The sequence below is a fragment of the Duganella rivi genome (assembly GCF_009857435.1).
GTDB lineage: Bacteria > Pseudomonadota > Gammaproteobacteria > Burkholderiales > Burkholderiaceae_D > Rugamonas > Rugamonas rivi.
In genome coordinates this window covers 182349-199445 of record NZ_WWCK01000008.1, presented here as the reverse complement: position 1 = coordinate 199445, position 17097 = coordinate 182349, and the positions used below count along the sequence as shown (strand labels likewise).

Annotated in this window: 13 protein-coding genes; 7 read left to right on the top strand and 6 right to left on the bottom strand. The window is 62.5% G+C overall.

Annotated elements, in window-relative coordinates; all coding sequences use genetic code 11:
• Positions 1-11: 11 nt before the first annotated feature.
• Positions 12-1217 carry an MFS transporter gene (locus GTP45_RS25890; RefSeq protein WP_161016709.1) on the bottom strand — a complete coding sequence of 402 codons (1206 nt, stop codon included), beginning with the start codon at positions 1215-1217 and terminating at the stop codon, positions 12-14.
• Between the two features lie 101 nt (positions 1218-1318).
• On the opposite strand from GTP45_RS25890, the gene GTP45_RS25885 reads away from it, so the two are divergent.
• The 3 genes from GTP45_RS25885 to GTP45_RS25875 all read left to right on the top strand — a co-directional run bounded on the left by GTP45_RS25885 (position 1319) and on the right by GTP45_RS25875 (position 5214).
• Positions 1319-2239 carry a LysR family transcriptional regulator gene (locus GTP45_RS25885; protein WP_161016708.1) on the top strand — a complete coding sequence of 307 codons (921 nt, stop codon included), beginning with the start codon at positions 1319-1321 and terminating at the stop codon, positions 2237-2239.
• A gap of 72 nt (positions 2240-2311) precedes the next feature.
• The gene (locus GTP45_RS25880; RefSeq protein ID WP_161016707.1) at positions 2312-3373 is read left to right on the top strand and encodes a PQQ-dependent sugar dehydrogenase; all 1062 of its coding nucleotides are present in this window, start codon (positions 2312-2314) and stop codon (positions 3371-3373) included.
• Between the two features lie 179 nt (positions 3374-3552).
• Positions 3553-5214: a methyl-accepting chemotaxis protein gene (locus GTP45_RS25875; RefSeq protein ID WP_308494624.1), complete on the top strand. Its 1662-nt coding sequence runs from the start codon at positions 3553-3555 to the stop codon at positions 5212-5214.
• Between the two features lie 785 nt (positions 5215-5999).
• Here GTP45_RS25875 and GTP45_RS25865 read toward each other — a convergent pair.
• Positions 6000-6923 carry a LysR family transcriptional regulator gene (locus GTP45_RS25865; protein ID WP_161016705.1) on the bottom strand — a complete coding sequence of 308 codons (924 nt, stop codon included), beginning with the start codon at positions 6921-6923 and terminating at the stop codon, positions 6000-6002.
• A 77-nt stretch (positions 6924-7000) separates the two neighbouring features.
• Between GTP45_RS25865 and GTP45_RS25860 the strand changes: the two genes are divergently transcribed.
• The 3 genes from GTP45_RS25860 (at position 7001) to GTP45_RS25850 (ending at position 12081) form a co-directional block, all read left to right on the top strand.
• Positions 7001-9391: a hypothetical protein gene (locus GTP45_RS25860; RefSeq protein ID WP_161016704.1), complete on the top strand. Its 2391-nt coding sequence runs from the start codon at positions 7001-7003 to the stop codon at positions 9389-9391.
• 265 nt (positions 9392-9656) lie between these two features.
• The gene (locus GTP45_RS25855) at positions 9657-11162 is read left to right on the top strand and encodes a response regulator (RefSeq protein WP_161016703.1); all 1506 of its coding nucleotides are present in this window, start codon (positions 9657-9659) and stop codon (positions 11160-11162) included.
• Between the two features lie 7 nt (positions 11163-11169).
• On the top strand, positions 11170-12081 hold the full coding sequence (locus GTP45_RS25850; protein ID WP_161016702.1) for an SAM hydrolase/SAM-dependent halogenase family protein: 912 nt from the start codon (positions 11170-11172) through the stop codon (positions 12079-12081).
• On the opposite strand, the gene GTP45_RS25845 is transcribed toward GTP45_RS25850, so the two are convergent.
• The 4 genes from GTP45_RS25845 to GTP45_RS25830 form a co-directional block, all read right to left on the bottom strand.
• Positions 12082-12621, bottom strand: a complete 540-nt coding sequence (locus tag GTP45_RS25845; protein ID WP_161016701.1) for a hypothetical protein — start codon at positions 12619-12621, stop codon at positions 12082-12084.
• A gap of 76 nt (positions 12622-12697) precedes the next feature.
• Complete coding sequence (locus GTP45_RS25840; RefSeq protein ID WP_161016700.1) at positions 12698-14641, bottom strand: GAF domain-containing sensor histidine kinase; 1944 nt, start codon at positions 14639-14641, stop codon at positions 12698-12700.
• A gap of 101 nt (positions 14642-14742) precedes the next feature.
• Positions 14743-15273, bottom strand: coding sequence for an FxDxF family PEP-CTERM protein (locus GTP45_RS25835; protein WP_161016699.1), 531 nt, complete (start codon positions 15271-15273; stop codon positions 14743-14745).
• A 122-nt stretch (positions 15274-15395) separates the two neighbouring features.
• Entirely contained in the window at positions 15396-15884 is a 489-nt protein-coding gene (locus GTP45_RS25830; RefSeq protein ID WP_161016698.1) for a hypothetical protein, read from the bottom strand.
• An 80-nt stretch (positions 15885-15964) separates the two neighbouring features.
• Between GTP45_RS25830 and GTP45_RS25825 the strand changes: the two genes are divergently transcribed.
• Positions 15965-17032, top strand: coding sequence for a porin (locus GTP45_RS25825; protein WP_161016697.1), 1068 nt, complete (start codon positions 15965-15967; stop codon positions 17030-17032).
• Positions 17033-17097 lie beyond the last annotated feature (65 nt).

Below are 17097 nucleotides of genomic sequence, written 5' to 3'. Positions count from 1 at the left end.
TGCTTTACTCCTTAGGTAATTTCGCCCGCCAGAGCCCCGGCTCTGCGCGGGTTTTTTTGCATTGCGCCCCATACCACCAGCGCCAGGGCCAGCACGGTCAGGCCGGCGCCGGCATACATCACTGCCGCATAGCCGAGGTGGGCATTCAGCACCACCGCACCCAGCGCTGCACCAATCGCGTTACCCAGATTGAAGGCGCCGATGTTGACCGACGAAGCCAGGCCCGGCGCATCGGTGGCGGCGCGCATCACGCGCATCTGCACCGGCGGCACCAGCGCGAAGGCGGCAATGCCCCACACCAGCAAGCCAACTGCGGCGCCGGCCGGCGTTTTGGCCAGCCATGGGAAGGCGATCATCGCCACCGCTTCCAGCAGCATGAAGCCGATCAGCGTGGCATTGATCGAGCGATCCGCCAGTTTGCCGCCCACCGAGTTACCGATGGTGAAACCAATACCGATCAGCGCCAGCATGGCGGTGATGAAGCCCGGCGTGGCGTGGGTGAACGCTTGCAACGCCGGATTGATGTAGGTGTACAGCGCAAAGGTCGCGCCCGAAGCCAGCACGGTGGTCAGCAAGCCTTGCAGCACCACCGGTTGCAGCAGCACTTTCAGTTCCTTGCGCACGTTCGGCGCCTGGCCGGCGCTGCCTTGCGGCAGGAACATCAGCAATGCGGCCATGGCCAGCACGCCCAGCGCGCCGATGGCGCCGAACGATTCGCGCCAGCCCATGGCGTCGCTCAGCCAGGTCGCGGCCGGCACGCCGCCGATGTTGGCGATGGTCAGGCCGAGGAACATGGCAGCGACGGCGCTCGCTTGCTTTTCACGCGGCACCAGGTTGGCCGCCACCACCGAGCCGATACCGAAGAAGGCGCCGTGGGTCAGGCTGGTGATGACGCGCGCCGCCATCAGGCTGGCATAGCCGGGAGCAAAGGCCGACAGCAGGTTGCCAACGGTGAAAATCGCCATCAGGGCGATCAGCGCTTTACGGCGCGGCCAGCGCGCCAGCAGCAGGGTCATGAACGGCGCACCGATGGTGACGCCGATCGCGTAAGCCGATACCAGCAAGCCGGCGGTGGGAATCGAAACGTTGACGCCTTGTGCAATGGACAACAACATGCCCATCGGGCCAAACTCGGTGGTGCCGATGCCGAAAGCGCCGATCGCCAATGCCAGCAAGGGCAAGGCGGCGCTGCGTTCTGAGGTAGTAGCGGTATTCATTTTTGTTCGCCAAGTGAGAGTTCTGATGAACGCATTATGGGTCGGCAACTTTCCCAAATAAAGCGCATAATCTTCAAAATACTTTTGCCGGAAATGGAAAAATGAAACTTGCCCTCGATGAGCTTTCGGTATTCCTGGCGGTGGTGGACACCGGTTCGCTGACAGCGGCGGCCGAGCGCCTTGAGCAGCCGGTGTCGTCCATCAGCCGCCTGCTGGCGCGGCTGGAGGAGAAACTGCAAACCTCGCTGCTGCGCCGAACCACGCGCCGGCTCGATCTGACCGACGAGGGCCACGCCTTCATCAAGGACGCCCGCCATATCGTCGAATCGGTGCGCAGCGCCGAGGAGCGCATGATGGAGCGGCGCGGCGAGTTATCCGGGCCGCTGCGGGTGGATGCGGTCACGCCTTTCATGCTGCACGTGATGGTGCCCCTGATGCCCGGCTATCGCAGCCTGCATCCCAAGGTCGAGCTCAAGCTCAGCAGCAACGAGGGCTTTATCGACTTGCTGGAACGGCGCGTGGACATGGCGATCCGCATCGGCGAATTGAAAGACTCCACGCTGTACAGCCGCTTGCTGGGCCGCACCCGCATCCGCCTGACGGCCTGCCCAGGCTACCTTGCCCGCTACGGCGTGCCGCAAAGCGTGGCGGACTTGTCGCGGCACGAGCTGCTGGGCTTCAGCGAGCCGGAAATTTTGAATCAATGGCCGTTGCTGCATCCCGACGGCAAGCCGGTGCAGATCACGCCGACCGTGTCCTCGCCCAGCGGCGAAACCTTGCGCCAGCTTGCGCTGCAAGGCATGGGCATCATGAGCATGTCCGACTTCATGACGGCGGTGGACGTGGCCGAGGGACGGCTGGTGGAAGTGCTGCCGCACCTGACGGTGGAAAAATACAAGCCCGTGCATGCGGTGTACTACCAGCATTCGACCGTTTCGGCCAAAGTCGCCTCCATGGTGAACTATCTGGCCGAGGCCATGCGCGTGCCGGAAGCGGTCTGGCCGACGCTGACCACGCGCTGAGGCATTCTCCTACCGTGCGGCGTCCGCCGCCGCTGCGGCCGATAATGCAGCCATTACGCAGGGAGAACGATCATGTTGAACAAGGCAAGCTTGTTGCTGTTATTCAGCCTCGCCGGCTGCGGCGGGGGATCGGATTCGGGTTCCGCAGGGGGCGGCTCGCCGATCCCGCCCATTATTCCCACGCCGTCCGGCCCGCTGGTGGTGGCTACTGGCTTGCAAGCGCCGTGGTCGATTGCGTTTCATGGTACTACCCCGCTGATCAGCGAGCGCGGCACGGCGCGCATCCTTGCCGTGAGCGACAACGGCAGCACCAGCAGCATCGCCACCATTGCCGGCGTCAACGGCAGCAGTGAAGGCGGCCTGCTCGGGATTGCCGTGCGCGACGGCTATTTGTACGCCTACTTCACTGCCGGCGCCGAGAACCGCATCGAACGCTATCCGCTGACCGGCTCCGGCACGAGTGCGCGCCTGGGCGCGGCGCAGCTGCTACTGGGCGGCATCCCCTCGCGCAGCAACCACAACGGCGGCCGCCTCGCCTTCGGCCCGGACGGCATGCTGTACGCCAGCACCGGCGATGCGGGCGTAGGCAGCCGTTCGCAGGACTTGAACTCGCTGGCCGGCAAAATCCTGCGCATGACGCCTGATGGCAAGGTGCCGTCCAACAATCCATTCAGTGGCTCCTATGTCTACAGCTACGGCCACCGCAACGTGCAGGGCATCGCGTGGGCGGCGGACGGCAGCATGTACGCATCCGAGTTCGGCGAAAACACGTGGGACGAGCTCAACCTCATCAAGGCCGGCGGCAACTACGGCTGGCCCGAAGTGGAAGGCAAGGCCAACAACGCCAAGTACATCGACCCGCTACAGCAATGGCCGACCTCGGAGGCCAGCCCGAGCGGCATTGCCATCAGCGGCGGCAACCTCTACATCGCCAACCTGCGCGGCGAACGCCTGCGCAAAATCCCGCTCAGCGCGACCGGCACCTCGACCGAGTTCTACGTCAAAGAATTCGGCCGCCTGCGCGACGTCGTGGCGGCTCCTGGCAACCGCCTCTACCTCCTCACCAACAACACCGACGGCCGCGGTGCGCCCAAGCCCAATGACGACCGCCTGCTCGACCTGCCCCTGCCCTGAGACGTCGTTTCATTAATCCGCTGCAACCCTTCGATCTATTCGAACGGGTTGGGCGGGGTGCGGCGCGATTTCATAGGGAAATTGCGCGGGCAGCGAAAAAGCTTGTCGACTCGGCCATCTTTTGCCTCAGGCGAGGATGCTAGCCTGATCTCCACGGTTGTCCCACTTCTGAGGAGAATATGATGTCGATACTAAGCAAACTGAGCATTGCCAAGCGCCTGCTGATGGGTTTCGCTGTACTCCTGCTGTGCGCCTTACTGGCCGTCGGCGTGGCGCTGTCGCGCCTGAGCGCGGTGGCCGATGCCAGCCGCGAGCTGCTGGACGAACCGCTGGCTACCGAGCGCCTGGTCAGCGACTGGAACCGCATCGTCTACGCCGGCATCCGCCGCAACCTCGCCATCGTCAAGAACAACGACAGCAGCCTGGCTGCCTTCTTTGCCGACGAAGTGGCCGAATCGACGCGGCTCTCCAACGCGCTGCAACAGCAAATCGAGCAGCACATCGACACCCCGGAAGAGAAGCAGCTGTGGCAGCAACTGCTGACCGTGCGCAAGAACTACATGGCCCTGCGCAACCAGGCCATTCAACTGAAGAAGGACGGCAAGGCGGCCGAGGCGGATCAGGTGCTGGAACAGCAATTCAAGCCAGCCGCCATCGCCTACGGCAACACCCTGCAAGCGCTGCAAGACGAGCAGCGCCGCCACATCCAGGTGATGGCGGCCGGCATCGAGGAGACCTACGCCAGCAGCCGCAGCCTGATGACCGTGCTGACCGTGCTGATGGTGCTGTTCGTGGCGGTCTGCTCGTGGCTGATCTCGACCTCGATTACCCGCCCTTTGCAGCAAGCCGTGCAGATGGCGCAGCGCGTAGCTGGCGGCGACCTCAGCGTGATCACCAAGACCACCGCCAAGGATGAAACCGGCCTGCTGCTGACCGCGCTGGAACAAATGACCGGCCGCCTGGCCGAACTGGTCAGCCACGTGCGCACCACCTCCGAAACCATCGGCGTGGCATCGGGCGAAATCGCCAACGGCAACGCCGACCTGTCGGTGCGTACCGAGCACCAAGCCGGCGCGCTGGAAGAAACCGCCAGCTCGATGGAAGAGCTGACCGCCACCGTGCGCCAGAACGCCGATCACGCCCGCCGCGCCAACGAACTGGCCGTCACCGCCAGCAGCGTCGCGAGCCGTGGCGGCGAAGTGGTGCATGACGTGGTGCAGCGCATGGCGGGCATACGCCAAAGCTCGTGCAAGATTGCCGAGATCAATGGCGTGATCGACGCCATCGCCTTCCAGACCAACATCCTCGCGCTGAACGCCGCCGTCGAAGCCGCCCGCGCTGGTGAACAGGGACGCGGCTTTGCCGTGGTGGCGACGGAAGTGCGCAACCTGGCCCATCGCAGCGCGGCCGCCGCCAAGGAAATCAAACAGTTGATCGCCGACTCGGTCACGCAAGTGGAACAAGGCAGCGAACTGGCCGACCGCGCCGGCCGCACCATGCAGGAGGTGGTCGGCAGCGTCGGCCAGGTGGCGGACATCATGCACGAAATCGCCGACGCCAGCCGCGAGCAAAGCGAAGGCATCGACCAGGTCAACACCGCCGTGCTGGCAATGGACGATATGACCCAGCAGAACGCCGCGCTGGTCGAGGAAGCCGCCGCCGCTGCAAGCAGCCTCAAGGATCAAGCGCAAGCGCTGGTGGCCGCAGTCAGCGTATTCAAGCTGGCGGCCGATACGCCGGCTGCTGCTGCCGAGCGTCCGGCACGCGCTGCAACCGCCGCCGCGCGCCGCACCAGCAACACCGCCAGCAGCAGCCCTCGCCTCGCCCTCGCCGCAGCGTGACGCCATGGACAGCCACCAATGGATGATGCCGCTGCTGGGCACGATGGGCTTGCTGCTACTGGCAGGCGGCGCGGCCCACGCGGCAGCGCCCGGCCAGTCCGGCCCGGTGCACATCTACGTCAACGGCGTGGCGCCGTTTGCCTACCACGAGCAAGGCAGCTATCGCGGCCTGCTGTACGACATGCTGGCGGCGCTGCGTGCCCGCATGGGCGGCGATTACCTGATCCGTCCAGTGCCGCTGCGCCGCGCCCAAGTGATGCTGGAAACCGAACCCGAGGCGCTGGCCACACTGGCCCGCTTCGCTGAAACAGAGCACCGCTACCGCTGGCTATGCAAGCTGGCCGACGACCAGCTGGTACTGGTCACCCGCGCCGGCGCCACGCATGACATCAACTCGCTGGCAGCGGCCCGCCACTTGCGCGTCGGCGTGCTGCTGGGCGGCCCGGCGGAATCGGCGGCACGCCATGCCGGCCTGCAAAAAATTGAAACCGTGAGCTCGGCTGCCAGCAACGCGCGCAAGCTGGCCAGCGGCCGCATCGATGCCTGGCTCACGGCGCGCAGCATCGCCCAGTTTGAACAGCGCGGCATCGGTGGCAAAGTGGAAGACTTGCGCATCGGCCCGGGTGTGCAGACGGTCAGTCAATATCTGGCCGCGCCGCGCGGTATGGCGGACCACGAAGCGCAGAAATGGCAGAACGCCTGCAACGCCCTGCACGACAACGGCGCCTTTGACCGCATCGCGCAAAACTACGGCCAGCAGCGCAGCTACGCCAGCTGCGGCGAGCTCAATCGCGCATGCCCACGTCCCGACCGGCAAGCAGCGCCGCAGCCAGTCGCGGCTCTCGCAAGCGTTGCAGCCACCACGACAGCGCGCGGCCTTCTAGATCGCCGCGCCAAGCCACGTACATGACATTGGGCTCGCGCTGGTCGACGGTTTTTTTCTCCACCAGTTCGCCGCGCGCCAGCAGGCTGGCCACCCGCTTGCGCGGCAGCCAGCCGACGCCAAGGCCGATACTTTGGGCATGAATCTTGGCGTGCATGCTGGCCACCGCCAGCACCGGCTGGCCATTCAGCATGCCGTAAGCGCGGCCCTGCCCTTCGCGCGAGGAATCGGCCACCACCACGGCGCGGTGCTGCTGGATGGTTTCGCGGCTCAAGGGGCCACACACATGCGCCAGCGGGTGGCGCGCCGACACCGCAAACACCCACTCCAGCTGCCCCAGCTCGAACCAGCGCAAGCCTTGAATGGCGGGCGGCTCGTTGGTGGCGCCGATGATCAAACCGGCGCGGCCGGTGCGCAGCGCTTCCCAGGTGCCGCCCAGCACCTCGGTGGTCAGCCGCAGCGACACGCCCGATTGCAGCTGGTCGAAATCGGCAATCAGCGGCGCGAGGATTTCAAACTCGAACAGTTCGTCGCTGACGATGCACAGCCGCTCTTCCCAGCCGCTGGCGATTTGCCGGATCCGCTGCGTGGTGCGGCAAGACTCCTGCATCATGCGCGCCGCCTCCTCGGCCAGCACGCGGCCGGCCGGGGTCAGTTCCAGCCGGTAGCGGCGCCGGTCGAACAGCAGCGCGTCGAAGCGCTCCTCCAGCTGGCGCGCGCTGTACGACACCGTCGACGGCGCCTTGCCCAGCCGCGTCGCCGCCCGCGACAAGCTGCCGCACTCGCGGATCGCCTCGATCAAAGCCAGTTCTTCCTCGGACAGCATAAGCGCCTCGCGAAATGGTGATATCTCATTGTAAATCTTATTGGGGCTATGCTCGCCAGGAACCGGGCGCTTTATACTTGTCAAAATACCTCGAAAGCGCGCGTATGCTCAGACCCCGAAAGTTAGACTCTTTTTTACTATTTCTGGTATGGTGGTTCCAGGCCGCCGCCGCGGCTGCGGTCGACCCGGTCTATTACGCCGTGCAGCATGATCCCACAGCTGCAGAAATGAACGCCGCTTGCATGGTGTTTCGTCAAACCGGCGGAGAGGCGCACCGGGCCGGATTTGTAAAGGAAAGCCGTCAATGGCAGTGCATCGGCAAAAGCAGCGCATTCGAAGTCGAAGCAAAAATGCTCTGTCCGCCGGGAATACTCCTGTCGCGCGATGTAAAAGCGGTCACCGTTGATCACGCTGATGGCAGCGTATCGCTGCGCTGCATGGCGGCGCAAATATCGCTAGCCTGCGTCACCCCTACCGCCAGCGTTCCCGATTGGCCGCAGCCCTCGTTCGCCTCAGCGCGCGACGATCACTGCGACATGTGGTCGCGCGGAGCTGCGCCGACGTTGGCCAGTTCGATGCCGGCAGTGGGTGACAGTAACGGCTTCGAGAGCGTTTCCGCGATGTTACAACCAATCCTGGAATTTACCGCTCCCGACCTGATGCGCCTCCAAGTGAGGAACCTGATCACTGACGCTAGCGGCAAATATGTGCGCGTGCCGGCTACCCCGTTGCGCAGGGTGATGGACGGACGCCCGGCGATTGCCGTCGAGTGGCGGAGCAATTGCGCCGCCTGCGAAAACTTGCTGGACAATTTGCACAAGGGGATGCGCTCGTTCCGGCCTACTGCCACCGATCACCATGACACGCAGCTGGTGATTTTGTTTCGCCACCAGGACGATGCGAGCGCGCTGCGCGATTTACAAATGCTGCGCGCGCGCTATCCTGGTCGGGCCGTATGGGCAGTCGAGGGCCTGGAAGCTTACCCGCCCGTTGGCTATGATGCACCGGGCATTTGGTTATTTGATCGGCATGGCTTACTGCGGGCAATGACCTCTGGCAGCAAAATCAAGCCTGATACGGAGGCATGGGGCCTGCTGGAACAGCCTTACATATTGATGGACGTTGCGCTGCGCGATCCGGTGTGGCGCAATCCGCCAAAACAAATACCATTTTCCGTGTTGGCGCAACGCACCCGCGAGGGGCGCCAGTTGGCTGATGCCGGTGAGGCTCCCGACGAAATCATTTTGCCCTCGGAGATGGTCGATAGCATACACGCGATCACCGAAAAATCAGTGCGGGAAAATCGCGAGTACAGCAGTTGGCTGGTGGCCGACCCGAGCCGCGAGCGCTTGTTACCGATGACCAAGGGGCTGGAAAAGCGAGCGTCGCGCAATTTGATCCAGCTGGACGCGGCAATTCGAGCGGCCCCGGCGAACCAGCCCTTGTCGCCGCTTGGCACGTTTCACACCCATCCCATGAACTCCTGGTTCTCCCACGCCGATATTCGCTACAGCAACACGAGTTTGAACTTGCTTGGCGTCGCCGGCGGCACCATTGTGCTGGCGGTTCCGACCTACGAGCGCTTTAAGTCTTACCCCGCTGTCAATCCACAACTGGCCGGACAGCGCTCGTTCGAGTGGATGCAACGGTCTGTTGAAGCGAGTTTTTTCAACTCGGGCCGAACCATTGCCCTAGCCGATGAATTCTTGCCCGCCCCCCTACTGGCATGGAAACGCGCGGCCCCCGGCAACCCGTTTATGCAACCCACGTTCGCCATGCTTGAAATGGCAACCACCCAGGGCACGCTGATTTACGCCGGAACCGGAACCAAGCTCACGCGTGTTGCCCTGCCGCTGCGCGAACCGCGCTCGTGGACCGGTAACAAGGGCAGCACGCTCCCAGGGGAGGAAGCGGGGCTAAGCTCGGCTGAACGGCTGGCTATCACCATGCTGTTACGCGCGCTGCAAGGGGAAAAAGACGCTTTCTGCAAAGTGCGTACCGAGGACATCGCTAAAACCTTTCCGCCGCATGTACGCAATATGATCCGCAATTTGCCCGCGATCCAGGCACGCTTGAACCCGCTGGGGAAGCCGTTGTCCCACGTCGCCAGTGGATTTTTCAACGACGCCGATCTACTGGCAACTGTCGACATGGCGGAAAACCTGATCGAGATGTCCGATGGCAGGATGCGGTTGCGGGATCATCCGGTATGCATGATGACATGGACAAGAACAATTGAAAAAGAGCTGGCAGGCGAGCCAGATGCATTAGCGGTCGGCTATGCCGTGAATATCTACGATGACGGCGGTAGCGCCCGCTCCTTCGTTCCCGACAAGGCACGCTTCGCACAACAGATTTACTTTCTGGCCACGGCAAAGGCGTTCGGTTGCGCTAATGTAGTGGTACGCACTTATGAGAACAATGCACTCACCGGTCACCAATGCGATGCCCCGCTCAAACCACCCTGATGCGATAGCCACAGGGGTGAACCATATTTACAAAAATCTTTGTTTTTCGATAGCAATATTGCCAAAAACGAAGTATTGTTGTGAGCGCACATAAGCGTTACAGAAGACTAACGCCGCGCCGTCGAAAATTACCGCGACGTACAATAATTCCCAATAAGTGTTGTGCACAGCAACAGGAACATTTATTGCCTGTTGTTAATGGCTGTGGGTCAGACTACAATCGGAAAATTCATCTCTGTCGTGTCATTTTGCGGAACTCGTTCATATGTCTTTTTTGTCTTCTGCTTCGCCCAAGTTAGCACCATGGAAAGTTCTGTTGGTCGACGACGAACCGGACATTCATGACATCACCAAGCTGACGCTGAGCCGCTTCCGCCTCGACGGCCGCGCCCTGACTTTCCTGCACGCGTATAGCGGCGCCGAAGCCAAGGAAGTGCTGTCGCGCGAGACCGATATCGCGCTGGTGTTCCTCGACGTGGTGATGGAAAAGGAAGACAGCGGCCTAGAAGTCGCGCGCTGGATGCGCGAAGACCTCGACAACCAGTTCACCCGCATCGTGCTGCGTACCGGCCAGCCTGGACAAGCCCCGGAAGAGCGAGTGATTGTTAATTACGACATTAACGATTACAAGGAAAAGACCGAGCTCGACCGCACCAAGCTGTTCACCACCACTTTCGCCGCGCTGCGCGCCTACCGCGACATCATGAAGGTGGAAGAAGCGCACCGCGCGCAAGCCAATTACCGCGAAGGCCTGGAGCGTGTGATTGCCGCCTCCTCGCACATTTTCCGCCAGCGCAACCTGAAAGACTTCGCCAACGGCCTGCTGCAGCAAGTGGTGGCGCTGCTGCGCCTTGAGCACAGCATGCTGCTGCGCTTGCGCGGCGCTACCGCCATCAGCGGCGAGAACGATTACGAAATCCTCGCCAAGATCGGCGATGAAGACGGCACCCTGCTGTCGGACGATGTGCTGGCCCAGCTCGACCAAGCCAAGAGCAACAAAATCTCGCGCGTGCAGGGCGACACTTACATCGGCTACTTCCCCAACAGCAGCGGCAAGGCGTCGGTGCTGATCCTCAAGGGCGTGGAAGAAATCTCCGAGATCGACACCAAGCTGCTGGAAGTGTTCTGCTCCGGCGTGGCCATCGCCTTCGACAACATCTTGCTGAATCAGGAAATCACCGACACCCAGGCCGAGCTGATCATGCGCTTGGGCGACGTGGTCGAATCGCGCTCCAACGAAGCGGGCAACCACGTGCGCCGCATGTCGGAAGTGTGCCACCTGCTGGCGCACGAGGCCGGCCTGCCGGAAGACGAAGTGGCGGTGCTGCGCCACGCCGCGCCGATGCACGACATCGGCAAGATCGCCACCCCGGACGCAGTGCTGCTGAAGCCGGGCAAGCTCGATCCGGCCGAATGGGAAATCATGAAGCAGCACCCGGCCGTCGGCCTGTCCATCCTCGACGGCTCGCAGCGCCCGATCCTGAAAGCAGCGGCCGTGATCGCCCACCAGCACCACGAGAAATACGACGGCAGCGGCTACCCGCAAGGCTTGAAGGGCGAGAACATCCACCTGTACGCGCGCATCGTCGCCGTGGCCGACGTGTTCGACGCGCTGATGCATAAGCGCTGCTACAAGGAAGCGTGGCCGATCGCCAAGGTGATCGAACACCTGCGCGAAGTGTCGGGCCACCACCTCGACCCGTTCTACGTCGACCTGCTGATCAAGAACATCGACAAAGCCCAAGCCATCAACGAACGCCTACCGGACTAACTCCGCCATGCACGCACGCGCCCTGTTCGCCGCCCTATTCCTGGGAGCCGCGCTGGTCGCGCCGGCTTTCGCCGCTAAAAACGCACTGGTGCTGCAAACCGACTTCGGCACCGCCGACGGCGCCGTCTCCGCCATGCGCGGCGTGGCCTACGGTGTCGACGCCAGCCTGACTGTGGCCGACCTGACTCACGAGATTCCAGACTACGACATCTGGGTCGGCGGCTACCGACTGTTCCAGACCGCGAACTACTGGCCGGAAGGCACGGTGTTCGTCTCCGTGATCGATCCGGGCGTGGGCACCGAGCGCAAGTCGGTGGTACTGAAAACCAAGGCCGGCCGCTACTTCGTCGGCCCCAACAACGGCCAATTCACCCTCATTGCCGAGCGCGACGGCGTGGCCGAGCTGCGCGAGATCGATGAATCCGTCAATCGCCTGGCCGGCTCCGGCGAGTCCTACACCTTCCACGGCCGCGACGTGTACGCCTACGTGGGCGCGCGCCTGGCCTCGGGCGCAATCAGCTACCAGCAAGTAGGCCCGCTGCTGCCCAGCGAGTCCTTGATCAAGATCCCGTATCAAAAAGCGGTGCGCAACGGCGACACCATCCGAGGCATCATCCCGGTGCTGGACATCAAGTACGGCAATATTTGGACGAATGTGCCAAAAGCGCTGTTTGCCGAACTGGGCATCGGCCTGCACGACAAGGTGCAAGTGCGCATCCTGCATAAGGGCAAGGAGGTCAACAAGGTGATGGCGCCGTTTGAACACACTTTTGGCGGTGTGGCAAAGGGCAAGCCGCTGGTGTATCTCAACAGCTTGCTCGATGTGGCCGTGGCCATCAGCCAAGGCAATTACGCCGCAAAGTACAAGATAGACTCGGGCGTAGACTGGGAAGTCGAAATCAGCAAGGCCAGGAAGTAATTACAGCCGGCCCTCGTGCTTCTTCACCATGCGCTCGGTCATGGCTTTCAATGACTTCAGCGACTGGGTGACATATTCCACCTGCTGGTCATCCTTCGCGCGCTGCATATCCGTCGCCGGGATGGCGATTGGCGCCGGGGCAGCGGTCGCCGCTTCTGCATCCGCCGACGCTTGCTGCTCCGCATAGGCCGCATAGCCGTCCACCGGCTGCGTGGTGGTGACATCGGGCACGCCCGATTCCGACGAGGTCTTCAGCACGCCGGCCGCCTGTTTCAATTCGCTAGCCAACTGCTTGATTTGCTGCAGCACTGCCTTGGCGTCCGAATCGCCATACAGCAGCAGCATCTTGCGCAGCGCCTCGATTTCCTTCTTGATTTCTTCCACGCGCTGGCGGGCCTGGGCTTTCTTGTCCTGATCCATGCGCGCGGACAGGCCGTCGATGGTGGCGGCGTTCTTCTTGATCTGCTCAAGTTGCTTATCCAGCAAGTCCTGGAAGGCGTCGCTGGAATACGTGGAACTGATGGGTGGTATGGAGAACATGGTAAGTCTCTCGAAAGGCTGGTCACTTCATACAGGCGACGAGACCAGCCGTTTCGTTAAACTTACCTCGGTAAACTTACTTGCGCTTGACCTTGGGGAAGCGCAGCTTGTAATGCAAGCCCATGCCCGGCGCGCTGGCCACTTTGACGGTGCCGCCCAGCGCCCCGGTCACCAGGTTGTACAGGATGTGCGCGCCGAGGCCGCTACCGCCCGAGCCGCGCTTGGTGGTGAAGAAGGGATCGAACAGTTGCGCCAGCGTGCCGCTATCCATGCCGACGCCGTCGTCGCTGTACTCGAAGTCGACAAAATCGCCATCCACCTTGCCAGTGATCTTGATCTTGCCCGACTGGCCCTCTTCAAAGCCGTGCACCAGCGAGTTGACCACCATATTGGTAACGATCTGCGAAATCGCCCCCGGGAAGCTGGCCATATTGATCTGGTCTTCGCAATTGATCTCGACGTTGATCGGCTTGCCCTTGAGCTTGGGCTGCAAGGACAGCAGCACTTCGTCCAGATACTTGCGCAGGTTGAAGCTGCGGATATCGTCCGACGATTGATCGACCGCCACCTGCTTGAAGCTGCGCACCAGGGCGGCCGCGCGCTGGGTGTTGGTGGTCATGATTTTCAGCGACTGATCGATGATTTCGAAGAACTGGTTCAAGCCGTCCTCATCGAGCGTGCCGTTGGCGAGGTCTTCGCGGGTCAGCTTCAATTCTTCCACCAGGTGGCTGGTGGCCGTCACGCAAATGCCGAGCGGGGTGTTGATCTCGTGCGCCACGCCCGCCACCAGCCGGCCCAGCGAGGCCAGCTTCTCTTGCCGCACCAGTTCGCCCTGCGCGTCCTTGAGCGAGGTCAGCGCGCTTTCCAGCGCGGCGTTTTGCTCTTCCAGCTGCTCTTTCGACAGGCGGATCTGGCGGTCGGCCTGCATGCGCGCAATCGCCACCGCCACGTGGCTGGCCATGAAGGCAAGGATATCGAGGTCGGCCTGCGTGTATTGCACGCTGTCGTCGTAGCTCTGCACGATGATCACGCCGTAGGCCTGGTCGCCCAGCAGCATCGGCGCGCCCATCCAGCTGCAAATATCGACATTGCCCAACGGGTGTTCCATCTCGCCGGTTTCGATCAGTGCGCGGAAGCCCTCGCGATCCAGCAGCATCGCTTGCTTGCGCTGCAAAATATACGAGGACATGCCGACGCCGTAATCGAAGCGCTTGACCGGCGCCTGCTCGTCCTTCTCGTCGACGAAATACGGAATGCTGATTTCCTGCGTGTCCGGGTGGTACAGCGCCATCAGGAAATTCTTGGCCGGCACCAGCTCGCTGATGATCTGGTGCAGGCGCATGTTCAGGCGGCTGCCGCCGGTGGCCGTGGCCGACAGGTTGGCCAGTTCGTACAAGCCGCGCTGGATATTTTCGGCGCGGCGGCGCTCGGCCACTTCGTGCTGCAACTGGGCGGTGCGTTCGAGCACGGCGCGTTCCAGCCTGTCCATGCTCTGCAAACCTTGCAGGGCGCTGGAGACGTGGTTGGCGATCAGTGCAAACAGCGCCTGGTCTTCGTCGCTAAAGGTGTGTTCCTTGTCGTAGCTCTGGATCACCACTGCGCCTAGCACCTGGTGATTTTGATCGAGCAGCGGGCAGCCCATCCAGTGCTCGGCCACGGTGCCGATGCCGAAGCCGGCGTTGTCTTCGCGCTTGGAGTGGTGCTCGGCGGCCGTCATGACGATGGTTTCGCGGCTCAGGATGACGGCGGCGGTCGGCGATTCGCCGGCCTCCAGCTCGAACAGCTCATCGCGGCTCGGCGGATCATCGACCTCGTCGACGAAATACACGAAGCGCACCATATTGGCTGGGCGTTCGTGATCGCTAAGCGCCACAAAGAAGTTGGCGGCATACATGATGCGGCCCAGCGCTGCGTGCACGGCTTGCAGGAATTCACTGATATCGGTGCAGCTACTGGATTTTTGCCCGATTTCGAGCAGCACGTTCTGAACGGCTTCCAGCCGGGAGAGTCGACTTTCCATCAATTTTCCTATGTGTGTGTCCATGCAATGCATGCGCATAGGAAATACTAGCAGTCAGGAGCCGGGCAGGCAACGCCGCCCGGTGTACAACGCGGGTTTGCTTAGACCTTGCGACGACGCGCAGCGACCGCGCCGATCAAGCCCAGGCCGCCCAGCAGCATGCCGTAGGTGGCTGGTTCCGGTACTGCCGTCACGGTGGCTGTGCCGCTGTAACCGGCCAGGTCGTTCGACAGCACGGTGCCGCTTACCAGCAACAGATAGTCGCCAGCGGCCAGCGCAGCCGATTTCAGGCTCCAGATATCGATGGTGCCGGTCGACAGCTGGGTGCCTTTCAATACCAGACCAGTGCTGGTGTTGAACAAGGACAAGCCGAGAATGTCGAGACCGGTCAGGTCGGTACCGCCGAGCGAGAACACGTCAGCGGTCACCATGCCGCCCGCGCCCACCGAGAAGGTGTAGCGGTCAGCAAAGCTGTTGGTGGCGTTGTCGATGTTGAAGGCGTGGCCGTAGGTGGTAGCGCCGGGCAGGCTGAGCGCGGTTTCAGTGCTGACGTCGGCCGCCATGGCGCCCTGTGCCAGCAGGGATGCCGTGGCGAATGCGACGGCACTGACTATGCGTTTTGCTGTTTTCATTAAACCTCCTGTATTTAAAAGAAACGATGTAAAAATTACACCGCAAGGAGATCCAAATTTAGCAGCCGAGCTCTGTGAAACAGGGCTCGCACGATTGAATGTTACATCCGCTTACACGTTTCCTACGGTCTACGGAAGCCGTTTTCTATCCACGCGGAAGCGCTTGTTGCTGTCAGTTTAAAAGTCGGTGCGACGCGCACCTTGGCCAGCTCCTCTCCGTACGAGTCAAACGCGGTGAGCGTGGCGTACGGGTCGTCTTCGTCCGGCGTGATGTCGAGACAAACTTTGACCGGACCTTCGTCGGTGCCGACAGTGACGTTCTTATGCAACTGTGCGTGCAATTGCTGCTCGTGGCGGCGGATCACTTCATTGGCGGTCTTGACCAGCGTGTTGAAGGCGTTGACATCCAGCGGCTTGGGATTTTTCTTGTCGCGGCCCATCGTCCATGGGCCGACCAGCGCCGGTTCCGGCTCGCCGTCCTTGATCATGGCGACCGCCCAGCCGTCGTCGTCTTCGTTTTTAATCACGCGGGCAGTCCAGCCATTGCCTTGCCACAGGCGGTCTTCCTGCACCAGTTCGGCGTCGTCTGATTCGGGGTAATCGTTGCTCATACTTATGGTCGTTTCGAAAGATCGGTCGGGGTGGAATAATACGGGGCCAGCCCCGTAACAACAATAGGAACCCGGCAACCATGCGCAAGATTCTTCCCGTTCTGCTGACCGCGCTGTGCGGCAGCGCGCACGCCCAAGAGGCAGTGCAGATTTATGGCCGCCTCAACGTCGGGCTGGAAAGCTTGCAGAACGACGGCGCCCGTGTCACGCGGCTGAGCAACAACCGCTCGGTGCTGGGTTTTCGCGGCGAGGAAGACGTGGGCGGCGGCGTCAAAGTGCTGTTCCAGATTGAAGGCACGCTGTCGCCCGATACCGGCGCCGGCAGCCCGGCCGCGCGAGACACCCGCATCGGCATCAGCGGCGCGGCCGGCACGCTGTTCGCGGGCAACTGGGTAACGCCCTACAACGGTTCCACCGCCGGCCTCGATCCGTTCTACCCGACCACGGCCGGCTACATGAGCATCATGGGCAACGGCGCCGCCGCCACCGCCAGCAACACCAGCGACGTTTCTTCCTTCGACCGCCGCCAGCAAAACAGCGTGCATTACTGGACGCCGGTGTGGCACGGCCTGCAACTGCGGCTGGCCCAGAGCGCCAGCGAAGAACGCCCGGCCAGCGGCGCCAAGCCCTCGCTCAGTTCGGGCGCGCTGGTCTACGAGCAGGGCGCGTGGTACGCCACCGCCGCCTACGAGCGCCATCACGAGTACCAGGGCCCCGGCCTCAATGACCACGCCGCCAAGCTCGGCCTCGCCTACCGCTGGGGCGACACCCGCGTGGCGCTGGCGGCCGAGCAACTGCGCTACGAAACCGCCGCCGGCACGCTGGAGCGCGACGACGTCTACCTGTCGCTCACGCACCAGATGGGTCGCCACGGCTTCAAGCTCGGCGTCGGCCACGCCGGTGACGGCAGAGGCAGCGCGCGCGATGGCGCCACCATCGGCTTCGTCCGCAAGGGCACGGATAGCGGCGCCACCCACGTCACTGCCGGCTACGACTACACCTTCTCCAAGCGCAGCGCCGTGTACGCCTACTACAGCCACCTGTCGAACCAGCGCAACAGCGTAGTCGACTTTGCCATCAACAGCCTCGGGGCCCAGCCGGGCGCCACGCTTAAGGGCGTAGTGCTGGGTGTACGCCACAACTTCTGACACGGTCTCGTGTTAAAAGACACACTTACCGACGAAACATTCTAAAACGAAATTTGTATTGTCAT